At 74.8% G+C, this 13,539-nt stretch carries 13 protein-coding genes; 6 read left to right on the forward strand and 7 right to left on the reverse strand.

Going from position 1 to position 13,539, the window contains the following annotated elements:
• Positions 1-57: 57 nt before the first annotated feature.
• Positions 58-702, reverse strand: a complete 645-nt coding sequence (locus tag BGO37_RS02240; protein ID WP_291751808.1) for a nucleoside triphosphate pyrophosphatase — start codon at positions 700-702, stop codon at positions 58-60.
• Positions 703-785: 83 nt separating this feature from the next.
• Here BGO37_RS02240 and BGO37_RS02245 point away from each other — a divergent pair, with 83 nt between their 5' ends.
• Complete coding sequence (locus BGO37_RS02245; RefSeq protein WP_291751811.1) at positions 786-1,472, forward strand: vitamin K epoxide reductase family protein; 687 nt, start codon at positions 786-788, stop codon at positions 1,470-1,472.
• Between the two features lie 37 nt (positions 1,473-1,509).
• Here the strand turns inward: BGO37_RS02245 and BGO37_RS02250 are convergent, their stop codons facing one another.
• Genes BGO37_RS02250 through BGO37_RS02265 form a run of 4 tightly spaced genes read right to left on the reverse strand, consistent with a single transcriptional unit; the run spans position 1,510 to position 5,581 of the window.
• Positions 1,510-3,165, reverse strand: a complete 1,656-nt coding sequence (locus BGO37_RS02250) for a DUF885 domain-containing protein (RefSeq protein ID WP_291751813.1) — start codon at positions 3,163-3,165, stop codon at positions 1,510-1,512.
• A gap of 51 nt (positions 3,166-3,216) precedes the next feature.
• Positions 3,217-3,456: an acyl-CoA carboxylase subunit epsilon gene (locus BGO37_RS02255; RefSeq protein ID WP_291751815.1), complete on the reverse strand. Its 240-nt coding sequence runs from the start codon at positions 3,454-3,456 to the stop codon at positions 3,217-3,219.
• On the reverse strand, positions 3,453-3,998 hold the full coding sequence (locus BGO37_RS02260; RefSeq protein WP_291751817.1) for a hypothetical protein: 546 nt from the start codon (positions 3,996-3,998) through the stop codon (positions 3,453-3,455). Before BGO37_RS02260 ends, BGO37_RS02255 begins: the two co-directional genes overlap by 4 nt.
• A complete protein-coding gene (locus BGO37_RS02265; protein ID WP_291751819.1) occupies positions 3,995-5,581 on the reverse strand; it encodes an acyl-CoA carboxylase subunit beta in 1,587 nt (528 codons plus the stop codon). The genes BGO37_RS02260 and BGO37_RS02265 overlap by 4 nt, the downstream gene beginning before the upstream one ends.
• 98 nt (positions 5,582-5,679) lie before the next feature.
• Here BGO37_RS02265 and BGO37_RS02270 point away from each other — a divergent pair, with 98 nt between their 5' ends.
• Both BGO37_RS02270 and BGO37_RS02275 read left to right on the forward strand, forming a co-directional pair.
• Positions 5,680-6,528 (forward strand): biotin--[acetyl-CoA-carboxylase] ligase, encoded by an 849-nt coding sequence (locus BGO37_RS02270; protein ID WP_291751821.1) that lies wholly within the window; start codon positions 5,680-5,682, stop codon positions 6,526-6,528.
• Between the two features lie 19 nt (positions 6,529-6,547).
• A complete protein-coding gene (locus BGO37_RS02275; RefSeq protein WP_291751822.1) occupies positions 6,548-7,612 on the forward strand; it encodes an adenylate/guanylate cyclase domain-containing protein in 1,065 nt (354 codons plus the stop codon).
• Here the strand turns inward: BGO37_RS02275 and BGO37_RS02280 are convergent.
• Positions 7,578-8,315 carry an SOS response-associated peptidase gene (locus BGO37_RS02280; protein ID WP_291751823.1) on the reverse strand — a complete coding sequence of 246 codons (738 nt, stop codon included), beginning with the start codon at positions 8,313-8,315 and terminating at the stop codon, positions 7,578-7,580. The two genes, BGO37_RS02275 and BGO37_RS02280, sit on opposite strands and share 35 nt — an antisense overlap.
• Before the next feature lie 157 nt (positions 8,316-8,472).
• On the opposite strand from BGO37_RS02280, the gene BGO37_RS02285 reads away from it, so the two are divergent.
• The 3 genes from BGO37_RS02285 to BGO37_RS02295 all read left to right on the forward strand — a co-directional run bounded on the left by BGO37_RS02285 (position 8,473) and on the right by BGO37_RS02295 (position 12,274).
• Entirely contained in the window at positions 8,473-9,795 is a 1,323-nt protein-coding gene (locus BGO37_RS02285) for a multidrug effflux MFS transporter (protein WP_291751825.1), read from the forward strand.
• Positions 9,796-9,875: 80 nt separating this feature from the next.
• Positions 9,876-11,009 (forward strand): beta-propeller fold lactonase family protein, encoded by a 1,134-nt coding sequence (locus BGO37_RS02290; RefSeq protein ID WP_291751827.1) that lies wholly within the window; start codon positions 9,876-9,878, stop codon positions 11,007-11,009.
• 86 nt (positions 11,010-11,095) lie between these two features.
• Positions 11,096-12,274: a PQQ-binding-like beta-propeller repeat protein gene (locus BGO37_RS02295; protein ID WP_291751829.1), complete on the forward strand. Its 1,179-nt coding sequence runs from the start codon at positions 11,096-11,098 to the stop codon at positions 12,272-12,274.
• Here the strand turns inward: BGO37_RS02295 and BGO37_RS02300 are convergent.
• A complete protein-coding gene (locus BGO37_RS02300) occupies positions 12,243-13,337 on the reverse strand; it encodes a hypothetical protein (RefSeq protein WP_291751832.1) in 1,095 nt (364 codons plus the stop codon). The genes BGO37_RS02295 and BGO37_RS02300 overlap by 32 nt on opposite strands.
• Positions 13,338-13,539: the final 202 nt, after the last annotated feature.

Genomic DNA, 13,539 nt, shown 5'->3' on the forward strand with positions numbered 1-13,539 from the left:
CGGCGGTTGGCGACGGTCCCCACCCGCGGGCCGGGCCGTTTGTGGGGTTCCGACGACTCAGGCGGTCCAGAGGTCCGTGATGGGGACCCCGATCGCGGCCAGCATGCGGCGCAGCAGCGGCAGCGACAGCCCGACGACCGAGTGGTGGTCGCCCTCGATGCGCTCGACGAACGGGCCGCCGAGGCCGTCGATGGTGAAGGCGCCCGCCACCCGCAGCGGTTCCTGCGTCGCGACGTAGGCGTCGATCTCGTCGTCGGACAGGTCGGCGAACCAGACCGTGGTGGAGGCGGTCTCGCCGAGCGCGGTGCCGGTGCCGTCGTCGGGCCGCGCGTCGACGAGCCAGTGTCCGGTGTGCAGCACGCCGCTCGAGCCGCGCATCGCCCGCCACCGGGCGACCGCCTGCGCGCCGTCGGCCGGGCGCCCCAGCACCTCGCCGCCGAACTCGAGCATCGAGTCGCAGCCGAGCACGACGACGTCACGCGCCTGCGGGTGCAGCGCGAGCTTGGCCGCGACGTCCTCGGCCTTGGCGCGCGCCAGCACCAGCACGGCCTCCGCCGCGGTCAGAGCGCCGGCCCGCGCCACGGCGTCCGCCAGCACGTCGTGCTCGTCCACGCCGGAGACCGCGACGACCGGCTCGATCCCCGCGGCGCGGAGCGTGGCCCGCCGTGCGGGCGAGGCGGAGGCGAGCAGCAGCCGGGTCACGCGACGCACCCTACGCAACGTCCTGCCCCCTCACAGGCGCGGCAGGGCACAATGGTCTGCCGGTCGACGCCAAGGAGGGGCCCGTGAGCGAGGCGACGAAGGAGGGCAGCGCCGTGGGCGACGAGCCCGAGCTGATCGACGAGTCCGACGAGCTCGAGTACCTCGACGACCCCGACCTGCTGGAGCAGGCGCCGCCGCGATGGCACCGCCGCACCGCCACCGAGATGATCGTGTCCGGCGTGCTCGGCCTCATCGCCTCGTTCGTGCTGTCGATCGAGGCGTGGCAGCTGCGGGGCGAGCCGAACGCGGTGTTCAGCTGCGACATCAACCAGGTGATCGCGTGCGGCAAGGTCGCCCGCACCTGGCAGGCGACGCTCCTCGGCTTCCCGAACGCCTTCCTCGGCATCTTCTTCGAGACGATCGTGCTGGTGCTGTCGGTCTCGATCCTCTCGGGCGTGCGCTTCCCGCGCTGGCTGATGCTCGGCGCCAACGCGCTGTACTCGATCGGCCTGTTCTTCGCGCTGTGGCTGTTCACCCAGTCGTACTTCGTCATCCACGCGCTGTGCCCGTGGTGCCTGCTCATCACCTTCACCACGACGCTCGTGTGGGCCGGGCTGACCCGCATCAACGTGCGCGACGGCCACCTGCCCGCCACCGCGGGGATGCGCCGGTTCGTCGCCGCCGGCTACGACTGGTACGTCACCGGGGCGTTCTGCCTGCTCCTCGTCGTCATGATCGTGCTGCGCTACGGCGGGTCGCTGCTGGCGTAGCGCCCGACGAGGGCCGCTCGTCGGGCGCTACGCGGCGTCAGACGACCTTCGCCAACACCTCGAGCGGCAGCGAGCCGAGGTTGAGCGCGCGCGTATGGAACGCCGGCAGGTCGAACTCCTCGCCCCGGGCCGCCGCGGCGGCGCGCGCCTTCTCGCGGATCTCCAGCCACAGGCGCTGGCCGACGAGGTAGGACGGTGCCTGCCCCGCCCAGCCGAGGTAGCGCAGCCACTCGAACCGGTTGAAGCCCTCGGCCATGTGGACGTTGCGCTTCATCAGCTCCCACGCCTTGTCGGCGTCCCACGTGCCGCCGCCGTACTCCTCCGGCGCGGGCAGGCCGAGGTGGACGCCGATGTCGAAGACGACGCGCGTGGCGCGCATCCGCTGGCCGTCCAGCATCCCGAGGCGGTCGCCGTCGTCGTCGAGGAAGCCGAGATCGGCCATGAGGCGCTCGGCGTACAGCGCCCAGCCCTCGCCGTGGCCGGAGGTCCACATCGCCAGGCGGCGGAAGTCGTTGAGCTCGTCGCGGTTGACGACGGCGGTGCCGACCTGCAGGTGGTGGCCGGGGACGCCCTCGTGGTAGACGGTGGTGCGCTCGCGCCAGGTGCCGAACTCCTCGACCTCCGGCGGCACGGACCACCACATCCGCCCGGGTCGCGACAGGTCGTCGGACGGGCCGGTGTAGTAGATCCCGCCGGTCTGGGTCGGGGCGATGCGGCACTCGAGCCGGTGCAGCGGCTCGGCGATGGTGAAGTGCCGCCCGTCGAGCGCGGCGATCGCCGAGTCGGCGGTGGTCTGCATCCAGCGCTGCAGCTCCTCGGTGCCGTGGAGCTTGCGCGCCGGGTCCGCATCGAGCTTCGCGATGGCGTCCTCGACGGTGGCGCCCGGGCCGGCGATGCGGCGGGCGATCGCGGTCTGCTCCGCCGTGATGGCGGCGAGCTGGTCGAGGCCCCACGCGTACGTCTCGTCGAGGTCGACCGTCGCGCCGACGAAGTAGCGCGACCACATCGCGTAGCGGTCGCGGCCGAAGGCGTCCTGCCGGGGGGCGCGCGGTGCCAGCTCGCGGAGGGTCTCGGCGAGCGCCGCGTAGGCGGCGGTGGCGCCGGCGGCGGCGGCGTCGAGCTCGGCGCGCAGCGACGCCGGCCCCGCGGCGACGAACGTCGGGAAGAAGGAAGAGCTCGGGTCGGCCAGCTCGGCCGCTTGCTTGATGCCCTCCTCGACCTGCCGCACGGCCGGGGCACGGCCGGCGTCGGCGGCGGCGCGCAGCGACTCGGCGTAGCCGGCGGCGGACCCGGGCAGCGCCCGGAGGCGGGCGGCGATGGTCGCCCAGTCCTCGTCGGTGTCCGTGGCCATGAGGTCGAAGATGTCGCGGATCCCCTGCAGCGGGGAGGCGAGGTTGTTGAGCGGTGCGAGCGTCTCGCCCGCGTCGTCCAGGGCCAGCTGCGTGCCGAGCGTGAAGGCCATCGCCTCGACCGTCACGCGGTCCGTGTCGTCGGCCGGGGTCGCGGCCTGCAGGGCGTGCAGCGCCTCGCGGGCGAGCTCCGTGCGGGCGGCGTGGCCGGCGGGGGAGAGGTCGGTCATCTCGTGGTCGTGGCCCTTGACGCCGATCTCGGTGGCGGCGATCGGGTCCAGGACCACGTAGCGGGCGAGGATGTCGTCGGCGATCCGGTCGACGGCGGTGGGGGTTCGACTCATGGTCTCGACCCTATCGAGGGCCGCCCACGGGGGCCGGGGAACCGGCCCCGATCAGGGGTGCAGGCTCCAGCGCCACGCGTCGGGCCCGGGGGCGGCGGCCGGCGGCTGCGGCAGCGCGCGGCGGCGGCTGGACCACTCGGCGGCGGGGGCCGCCGGCTCGTCGTCGTGCCCGGCCGTGGCGACCAGGCCCGCGACGAGCGCCGCGAGCTCGACCTCGTCGGGCGCGCCGCGCACCACCTGGACGTGGGCCGCGCCCTGCGACGGCTCGTTGCGCGGGGTCGGGACGCTCACGCGTCGCCGTCCTCGTCCACGTCGTCCACGTCGTCGTCCCCGAAGTGCACCGGCGCGCCCCGGGCGGCACCCCACTCGACGACGTCGAAGCCGGCCTCCTGGAGCGTGCGGGCGAGCTCGGCGCCGCCCGTGTCGACCATGTCGAGGACCGAGTCGAGGGTCAGGTCGCTGGTCGCCTGCGGCGGGCCGACGACGAAGCCGAGGTGGAACGTGTCGACCTCGCCCTCCTCGGCCTGCCCCTCGGGCTCCTCGTCGTCCCAGCTCATGCCGGTGAGGTCGGCGTGCAGGCCGAGGGTCTCGTGGAGGAGGTCGTACAGCTTGGCGTTGAGCGAGCCGACCGTCGCCTCGAGCGCGAGGATGCGCGGGTCCTCGTCGGCCTCGGTGGCGCCGAACTCGGCACGGACGCCCACCGCGGTGTCGACGTAGCTGTGCAGCGCGCTGGTCAGGTCGTCGACGACGCGGTGCATCGCGCCGGCGTCGACCCCGTGGATCGGCTCGGCGCCGTGGGCGCCCTCGTGGTGGTCGTGCTCATGGCTGGTCACAGCGGGATGTTCCCATGCTTCTTGGCGGGCAGGGTGGCACGCTTGGTGCGCAGCAGGCGCAGCGCGCGCGTGACCTGGGCGCGCGTCTGGGAGGGGGCGATCACGGCGTCGACGTAGCCGCGGTCGGCCGCGTCCCAGGGGTTGACGATCTGCTCCTCGTACTCCCGCGTCAGGCGGGCGCGCTCGGCCTCGACGTCGCCGCCTTCCTTCTCGACGGCGCCGAGCGCGGCGCGGTGCAGGATGTTCACCGCGCCGCCGGCGCCCATGACGGCGATCTGGGCGGTGGGCCAGGCGAGGTTGACGTCGGCGCCGAGCTGCTTGGAGCCCATGACGATGTACGCCCCGCCGTACGCCTTGCGTGTGATGACGGTGACGAGCGGCACCGTCGCCTCGGCGTACGCGAAGATCAGCTTCGCGCCGCGCCGGATGATCCCGTTCCACTCCTGGTCGGTGCCGGGCAGGAACCCCGGCACGTCCACGAAGGTCAGCACCGGCAGGTTGAAGGCGTCGCACGTGCGGACGAAGCGTGCGGCCTTCTCGGCGGCGTCGATGTCCAGCGTGCCGGCCATCGTCATCGGCTGGTTGGCGACGACGCCGACCGGATGGCCCTCGACGTGGCCGAAGCCGACCACGACGTTCGGCGCGAACAGCGCCTGCACCTCCAGCAGCACCCCGTCGTCCAGCACGGCCTCCACGACGGTGCGCATCTCGTACGGCTGCGCGTCGGAGTCGGGGACCACCTGGTCCAGCGCGAGGTCCTCGTCGGTCGGCTCCAGCGACGGCTCGTGGTGGTAGGTCGGCGGGTCGGTCAGGTTGTTCGACGGCAGGTACGACAGGAGGGCGCGCGCGTAGTCGATGGCGTCCTCCTCGTCGGACGCCAGGTAGTGCGCGACGCCCGAGCGGGCGTTGTGCGTCGTCGCCCCGCCGAGCTCCTCGAAGCCCACGTCCTCGCCGGTCACCGCGCGGATGACGTCCGGCCCGGTGATGAACATGTTCGACGTCTTGTCCGCCATGACGATGAAGTCGGTGAGGGCGGGGGAGTACACGGCGCCGCCCGCGGACGGCCCCAGGATGATCGACACCTGCGGGATGACGCCGGACGCGGCGACGTTGCGCCGGAAGATCTCGGCGAACTGCGTGAGGCCCGCGACGCCCTCCTGGATGCGCGCGCCGCCGCCGTCGAGGATGCCGACCAGCGGCACCCCGGTGCGCAGCGCCAGGTCCATCACCTTGGTGATCTTCTGGCCGTGCACCTCCCCGAGCGAGCCGCCGAACACCGTGAAGTCCTGCGCGTAGACGCACACCGGGCGCCCGTCGACGGTGCCGTGCCCCGCGACGACGCCGTCGCCGGGGATCCGCCGCTTGTCCAGCCCGAAGTTCGTGGAGCGGTGGCGCACCAGGGTGTCGAGCTCGATGAAGCTGTCCGGGTCCAGGAGGGTCTCGATGCGCTCGCGGGCGGTGCGCTTGCCGCGGGCGTGCTGCTTGGTGGCGGCCTGGGCCTCGGCCTCCGCGACCGCCGCGGTGCGGGCCGCCAGGTCCGCCAGCTTGGCCGCGGTCCCGGTCTCCGGCTCGGTCTGGGTCATCGCGCCAGGCTAGTTGTCGGCTGGCACCAACGACCTGCCGAGTGCGGACCGTGTTGGGTACCTGGCCTCGTCGGAACCCTCCAAGCCATGATGTCCACGTGACCTTCGACGCCGACCGGCTGCGCAGCCTGCTCCTGGCCCCCGCCGGGCCGTTGGCCCGCCTGGAGGTGGTCGACGAGGTGGGCTCCACCAACAGCGCGCTCGCCGACGAGCTGCGGGCGGCACCCTCGCTGTGGCCGACGCCGGGCCTGCTGCTGGCCGAGCGCCAGACCGCCGGCCGCGGCCGCTCCGGACGCACCTGGGTGACGCCCGCCGGGACCTCGGTGACCGGCACGTTCGTGCTGCGGCCGGACCTGCCCTCGGCGGCCCTGGGCTGGCTGCCGCTGCTCGCCGGGCTGGGCGTGGTGACCGCGCTGCGCGCGACCGCGGGCGTCCGGGCCTCCCTCAAGTGGCCCAACGACATCGTCGTCGACAACCTTGCCGGCCACGTCGAGGGCTGGGGCACCTGGCGCAAGCTCGGCGGCATCCTCACCGAGGTGGTGCCGCTGGCCGACGGCGCCCCCGCGGTGCTCGTCGGCCTGGGCATCAACGTCACGCAGCGGCCCGACGAGCTGCCGGTGCCGTCCGCGACGTCCCTCGCCCTGTCCGGCGCGCGGCACGCCGACCGGGAGTCCGTGCTGGTCGCGGTCGTGTCCGCGCTGGCGCTGGTGGCCGAGCGGCTCACGGCCGCCCACGGGGACGCGGTGTCGGCCGGGCTGGCCGGCGAGGTCGCGACCGCGTGCGTCACGCTCGGACGGACGGTGCACGTCGACCTGCCCGGCGGCACCCGGCTCGACGGGGTGGCGCAGCGGCTCGACGAGGCCGGTGCCCTCGTCGTGCGCGGCCCCGACGGCGACCGGACCGTCCTCGCCGGCGACGTCCTGCTGGTGCGCAGCCCGCAGATGTGACCCGCGTTACAGTCGTCGCGTGCCGGATCCCGCTGCGGACTCCACCGTCGCCGCGCTCGAGGAGGCGCTCCTCGGCGGGAACCGCCCGCTGACGGCCGACGAGGTCGCCGCGCGGGTCGGCGTGCCGGCCGAGCGGGTGCTGGCGTACCGGCGGATGTTCGGCCTGCCGACCGCGGAGCACGACGCCCCGGTGTTCACCGAGGCGGACGCCCGGGCGGGCGAGGTCATCGCGACCCTCTCGCGGGAGGAGGGCATCGAGCCGGCGGTCCTGGGCGAGCTGGTCCGCTCGCTCGGCCACACCATGGACCGCCTCGTGCTGTGGCAGGTGGAGGCCCTCGTCGAGGACCTCGCCGACCGGTACGCCCTCGACCACCCGAGCGCGCGGCTGCTGGTCCTCGACCGGCTCGCCGGGCTGGCGCCGCACCTCGACGCCCTCCTGACCTACGCCTTCCACCGCCAGCTGGCGGCCGTCGCCGGCCGCTGGGACGCCGAGCTGTCGGACCTCCACGCGCGCGGCTCGGAGGGCGGGCTGCCCCTGCGGCGGGCGGTCGGGTTCGCGGACATGGTGTCGTTCACGCGGCGGACGGCCGGGCTCGGTGCGACCGACCTGTCCGCCTTCGTCGAACGGTTCGAGGCCGCCGCGCGCGACGTCGTGGCCGCGGCCGGCGGGCGGGTGGTCAAGACGATCGGCGACGCGGTGCTGTTCGTCGCCGACGACCCCGCGACCGGCGCGCTGGTGGCGCTCGGCCTGGCGGACGAGTTCGGCGGCGACGTGCCGTCCGAGCTGGCGGGCGAGGCCCGAGGCGTGACGCCGGTGCGGGTGTCGCTCGTGTGGGGGCGGGTGCTCTCGCGCTTCGGGGACGTGTTCGGCGTGCCGGTGACGCTCGCCGCCCGGCTCACCGACATGGCCTCGCCCTCGACCGTCTGGACCGACGTCGAGACCGCCGAGGCGCTGGCCGCCGACGACCGCTTCACCACCGAGGCGCTTCCACCGCGCGAGGCCGAGGGGCTGGGGCGCGTGGAGCCGTTCGTGCTGCGCCGCGGCCCTGCTAGCGGCCCGGCGGGTCCACCGCCGCGGGCGTGAGCAGCTGCGGGCCGTTGTTGCGGACGCTGTTGACGGCGTCGGTGATGGGCACCGCCTCCAGGCGCGGTGCCTCCGCGAGCAGGAGCTTCGCGGCGCCGTCGGCCCCCACCGCCGGGTCCAGCCACGCCTCCCAGAGGTCCGGCGTCAGCATGAGCGGCTGGCGGTCGTGGATGCGCTCCAGCTCCGGTGACGCCGGCCGGGTGATGACGACGGCCGTCACCAGCCAGCGGTCGGGGTCGTCGTCCGCCTTGGTGCGGTCCCGCCAGAACTCGTAGAGCCCGGCCAGCGCGAGCGGCCCGCCGTCGGCCGGGTGGAGGTAGAACGGCTGCTTCCGCGGGCGCCGGCCACCCTCCTCGAGCTTCTGCCACTCGTAGTAGCCGTCCGCCGGGAGCAGCGCGCGACGGACAGCGAAGGGCCGGGCGAACGCGTTCGACTGCTGCAGCGACTCGGCGCGCGCGTTGACGAACCGGTTGCCGATGCCCGGATCCTTCGCCCAGCTCGGCACCAGGCCCCACCGTGCGACGCGCAGCTGCCGGGTGACCTCGCCCTGCGCGTCCGGGCGGTCGACGACGACCCGCACGCCGTCGGTCGGGGCGACGTTCCAGCTGGGACCGAGGAGGCGCACGTCGTCGGCGACGGTCGCGATCGCGAACTCGTCGGCCAGCTGCTGGTCCTCGCGGAACGAGGCGTAGCGCCCGCACATGGTCCGAGTATCCCCATGGCGCCGACATCGGCGCCGTCGGCGGGACTGGTGGTGACCACGAGCTGACGCCCTCCCTGTGGGCGGCCGCGAACCCCGGCGCTCCGATCCGGTCGAAACGATTCGACGGGCAAGCGCGGCCCGTGTGAGGATGGGCGGGATGTCCGGGCCCGCCTTCGACGACACGAGCGCCCCCGCCGGCGCGGGCACCGTCGCGCGCCCGGGAGGGTCCGTCCAGCCGGGTGGCGCGGCGTCCGAGGTCGGGCGGTACCGGCCGGACGCCCGGCACATCCTGCTGCTCGGCTTCATGGCGGCGCTGCCGGCCTTCTCGACGGACATGTACCTGCCGTCGCTGCCGGACGTGGCGCGCGACCTGCACACCTCCGCGACGGCGGCCCAGCTGACGATGACGGCGATGATGATCGGCGGCGCCGTCGGGCAGCTCGTCATCGGGCCGGTCTCGGACCGGTTCGGCCGGCGGCGGCCCGTGCTCGTCGGCGTCGCGCTGCACGTCGTCATGTCGGTCCTGTGCGCGGTGGCGCCCTGGATCGGGCTGCTCGTCGGGCTGCGCGCCGGGCAGGGCTTCTTCAACGCGTCGGCGACGGTCGTCGCCACAGCGGTGATCCGCGACCGCTTCGTCGGCGCCGACGCCGCCAAGCTGATGTCCCGCCTGATGCTCGTCATCGGCGTCTCGCCGCTGTTCGCACCGTCGATCGGCGGCCTCATCGCCGGCGTCTGGGGGTGGCGCGCGGTGTTCTGGGCGCTGGCCCTGTTCGGCATCGCGCTGTGGGTCGTCGTGCTGCGCACCCTCCCCGAGACCCTGCCGGAGCAGCGGCGGCGGGTCGGGGGGCTGCGGGTGGCGGGTGCCGGCTACCTCGCCCTGCTCCGCGACCGCCACTTCGTCGGGCTCGCGCTGCTGCCCGGCCTCTCGTTCGCGGTCCTCATGAGCTACGTCGTCGGCTCGCCGTTCGTGCTGCGCGACGGGTACGGGCTGAGCGAGAACCAGTTCGCGCTGATCTTCGCGGTGAACGGCATCGGGCTGGTCGCGAGCGCGCAGGTCAACGCGGCGCTGGTGCACCGGATCGCGCCGCTGCGGATCGTGCGGACCGCCCAGGTGCTCATGGTGGGGCTGAGCGCCGTGCTCGTCGTGCTCGGGGTCACCGGGGCGGGCGGGCTGCCGGCGCTGCTGGTCGCGCTCTTCTGCACCGTCTCGATGGTCAACCTCATCGGCGCCAACGCGAACGCCCTGGCCCTGACCCGCCACGGCGAGGTCGCCGGCACCGCCGCGGCGGTCAGCGGGTTCCTCCAGGCCCTCATCGGCGGCGCCGTGACGCCGTTGTCCGGGCTGCTGGGCGGGGACGCGCGTGCCATGACGGGCGTCATGGTGACCGCTGCGGTGCTCGGGCTCGTCGTGCTCGCCACGGCGACCCCGGCCTTCCGGCGCACGCGCGAGCGGGACGCCGTGCTCGGGCCGGTGGCCTGAGCTCCCATCCGGGACGCGTCCGGGCGCGAACACAGAGGCGCCGGCCTCCTGGTCGGCGTCCCGCGTTGCGAAGGAGCGTCATGAACATCCTCAAGCACCCCGCGCGGCTCGCGTCGTGCGGCCTGGCCGCCGCGCTGCTCGTCGCCGCTCCCACCGCGGCCAGCGCCCACGAACCGGGCGACACCTCGGGTGGCCTCGTCTTCGTCCAGACCGCGGAGGCCTCCGGCAACATGGTCCTGGAGTACCGGCGCACGCCGAGCGGTGGGCTGGTCGAGCTGGCCGGCTACCCGACGGGCGGCGTCGGCGGGACGCTCGCCGGTGCCGTGGCCGACCAGCTGGCGTCCGAGGGCTCCTTGACGTACGACGCGTCGACGCACCTGCTGTACGCGCTGAACTCGGGCAGCGACACCATCACCGTCTTCGCCGTGGTGGGGGACCACCTGGTGCGCCGGGACGTCGTCGGCTCCGGCGGCAGCTTCCCGGTGAGCATCACGGCCCGGGGCGGGTTCGTGTACGTGCTCAACGCCCGCGACGGCGGCTCGCTGCAGGGCTTCCGGCAGGCCGGCGGCCACCTGACGGCCGTGCCCTCCTGGCACCGTGACCTAGGCTTCGACCCCGCCGCGACGCCGGAGTTCGTCAGCACGCCGGCGCAGGTGGCCTTCACGCCGGACGGCCGCCGGCTCGTCGTCTCGACCAAGAAGGACGGCAACAGCGTGCTGGTGTACTCGCTGCGGCACGGCGGCCTGTCCGCGACGCCCGTGGTGAGCACGGCCGTCGGCGCGGTGCCCTTCGGCTTCGTCTTCGACCGCGCCGGCGACCTGGTGCTGACCGAGGCCGGCGCCGGCTCGGTGTCGACCTACCGGATCCAGCCGGACGGGGCCCTGCGCCACCTCGACACGCAGGTGACGGGCGGTGCCGCGGTGTGCTGGGTCACCGGCGCGAACGGCGTGTTCTACGTCTCCAACACCGGCAGCGGCACGGTGTCCAGCTACACGGAGAGTGGTCACGGCACCCTCACCAAGCGGGGCGACGTGGCCACCGGCGCCGGGCCGGTGGACTCGGCGGTCTCGTCCGACGGCCGCTACCTCTACGTCGAGACCGGCGTGGCGGCGGCGATCGACGTGTTCCGCATCGGGCCGGACGGCGCGCTGACCCCGACGGCGGCCGTTCCCGCCGCGGGCCTGGCGGGTGGGCAGGGCATCGTCGCCCTCTAGGCAGGAGGAGGCCGGCCGCCCGGGCGACACGTCGCGGGCGGCCGGCCTCGTGGGGCGTCTCACAGGGACGCGTTGCACACTCCCGCATGACCTCAGGACGGAAGGCGCCTCTGCTGGCCATCGCCGCGCTGCTGCTCGCGGCGTGCACCGGGCCGACGGCGGGCCATCAGGCCGCCGCGGGGACGACGCCCCCCACGACGCCGGCCGCCACGCCGGCCGGAGCCGCGTCCCCGACCCCGTCGCCCACGGCCGGCGCTGCCGCGTGGCCGGCGGCGCCTGCCGGCACCCCCGGAGAGCTGGCGCCCGGGTCGGACCCGAGCGTGCTGCCCGGGCCGGTCCTCATCGCGGACCGCGACAACAACCGGCTCGTCGTCGTCAGCCCGACCGGTCAGGTGCTCTGGCAGTGGCCGCAGGCGGGCGACCTCGCCCCGGGGCAGACCTTCCAGGTGCCCGACGACGTCTTCATCACCCCCGACGGCAAGGACGTCGTCGCGACGGAGGAGGACGTCTTCGCCGTCACGATGATCGACATCGCCACGCGCAAGATCGTCTGGCGGTACGGCACGCCGGGCCACCACGGGTCGGGACCGAACCAGCTCTGGAACCCCGACGACGCGCTCATGCTGCCCGACGGCAGCGTGCTCGCCGCCGACATCAAGAACTGCCGGCTCGTCGACCTGTCCCCGACGTCGACGTCGCCGCTGTGGACGCTCGGCACCCTCGGCTCGTGCCACCACGCGCCGCCGACGGCCTTCGGCAGCCCCAACGGCGTGTTCCCCCTGCCGAACGGGCACTTCCTGGTCACGGAGATCAACGGCGACTGGGTCGACGAGATCGACCGGGCGGGCCATGTCGTGTGGGCGGCGCACGCGCCGGGCATCGCCTACCCCTCGGACTCCCACCAGTACAAGCCGGGGCAGTACCTCACCGTGGACTACTCCAACCCCGGCCAGGCCGTGATCTTCGACTCGTCGGGCAAGGCCCTCTGGCGGTGGAACCCCCCGACGGGTCCCGGCCGGCTCAACCACCCGTCGCTCGCCGTGGGCCTGCCGAACGGCGACGTGATGCTCAACGACGACTCCAACAACCGGGTGATCGTCATCGACCCGGTGAAGAACGCGATCGTGTGGCAGTACGGCCACACCGGGCAGCCGGGCAGCGGGACCGGCTACCTCAACCATCCGGACGGCATGGACCCGGTGCCGCCGTTCTCCCTGGCGGACACCGTGGGGCTCACGGGGCCGGCGACGCCGGGCCGCTGGTGAGCCGCACCACCGTCGCGAGCGGGTGGCCCGTGCCCCCCTCGCCACCGACGGCGTAGGCCGCGTCCCCGAGCACCGCGACCGCGACGTCCGAGGCCGCCGCGGGCAGGTGCCCGACGAGGGCCGGCGCGCCCGTGGCGTCGATCCGCTCGATCGCGTCGAGGTGGGCGCCGCGGCTCAGGCCGCCGACGACGAGCAGCGTGCCGTCGAGGACCGTGGCGGTGGCGTGCGACAGCGGCGCCGGCAGGTGGCCGACGACGGCCGCGGCGCCGGTGGCGAGGTCGACCCGCTGGACGGTGTCGACCTGGGTGCCGCCGTGCTCGCCCCCGACCACCCAGAGCGCGCCCCCGACGAGGGCCGCCGCCGCGTACCGCACGCCCGTCACCAGGTGCGCCACGACGTGGAAGGTGACCCCGTCGGTGGTGGCGAGCACGTCCGTCAGCTCGGCGCCGGTCGCGTACCCGCCGACCACGTAGGCCGTGGTGCCGTCAGAGGCCACCACGTGGTCCGACCGTGGCTGCGGCAGCCGCCCGACGACCGTGCCCGCGCCCCCGGCGACGGGGACCGACTGCACCCAGTCCGCCGAGGCCTGCACGCCGCCGCCCAGCACGAGCGCCGCCCCGCCGAGCACCGCGCCGCCGGCGTCGTGCGTCGCGTGGGGCAGCCGGCCGCTCGCGGCGACCGTGCCCCCGGCCGGGTCGAGCGTCAGCACCTGCGCGCTCGTGGTGCCGGCCACGAGCCCGCCGAGGAGCAGCAGGCGGTGGCCGACCGGGAGGGCGACGACGCGCGAGGCGGGCGCCGGCAGCCGCACCGCCAGGGTCGTCGCGGTGATCCCGGTGACCGGGCCGGGCCCGGGGGTCGGCGCCGCGGGCGTCGTCGCGGCCGCGCTCGGGTCCGGCGTGCCGGCGGGCGCCATGGTCGTCGGCGTCACCGCCGGACCGCCGCCGCAGGCGGCGAGCGCCGCGGCCGCGAGGAGGCCGACGACCACCCCGACCACGCGTGAACCGGCCCGGCCCGTCGCGAGCACCCGTCGTCGGCCGGCGAGCCGTGCGTTGCGATCTGACACCCCGTCATTCTTACAACCCGTGCTGAGCGCTCCGCGCCGCCTGCGACGCCCGCCGGCCGGGAGGTGAGCCGCAGCCGCCGAGCGCGCGCCTCGCCCGCCGGCCGGGAGGCGAGCCGCAGCCGCCGGGCGCCCACTTCGTGCTCGAGACCGGGCGGATCGGACGTCGGAAGGGACGGTCTCGGCGACGAGCTGGGCGCTCGGC

Origin of the sequence: Cellulomonas sp. 73-92 (assembly GCF_001898175.1) — a bacterium.
GTDB lineage: Bacteria > Actinomycetota > Actinomycetes > Actinomycetales > Cellulomonadaceae > Cellulomonas.

Bases quoted from the DNA above. Each gene is read 5' to 3' on its own strand.
- BGO37_RS02250 (WP_291751813.1), bottom strand. From the start codon at position 3,165: ATGAGTCGAACCCCCACCGCCGTCGACCGGATCGCCGACGACATCCTC.
- BGO37_RS02265 (WP_291751819.1), bottom strand. From the start codon at position 5,581: ATGACCCAGACCGAGCCGGAGACCGGGACCGCGGCCAAGCTGGCGGAC.
- BGO37_RS02280 (WP_291751823.1), bottom strand. From the start codon at position 8,315: ATGTGCGGGCGCTACGCCTCGTTCCGCGAGGACCAGCAGCTGGCCGAC.
- BGO37_RS02285 (WP_291751825.1), top strand. From the start codon at position 8,473: ATGTCCGGGCCCGCCTTCGACGACACGAGCGCCCCCGCCGGCGCGGGC.
- BGO37_RS02290 (WP_291751827.1), top strand. From the start codon at position 9,876: ATGAACATCCTCAAGCACCCCGCGCGGCTCGCGTCGTGCGGCCTGGCC.
- BGO37_RS02295 (WP_291751829.1), top strand. From the start codon at position 11,096: ATGACCTCAGGACGGAAGGCGCCTCTGCTGGCCATCGCCGCGCTGCTG.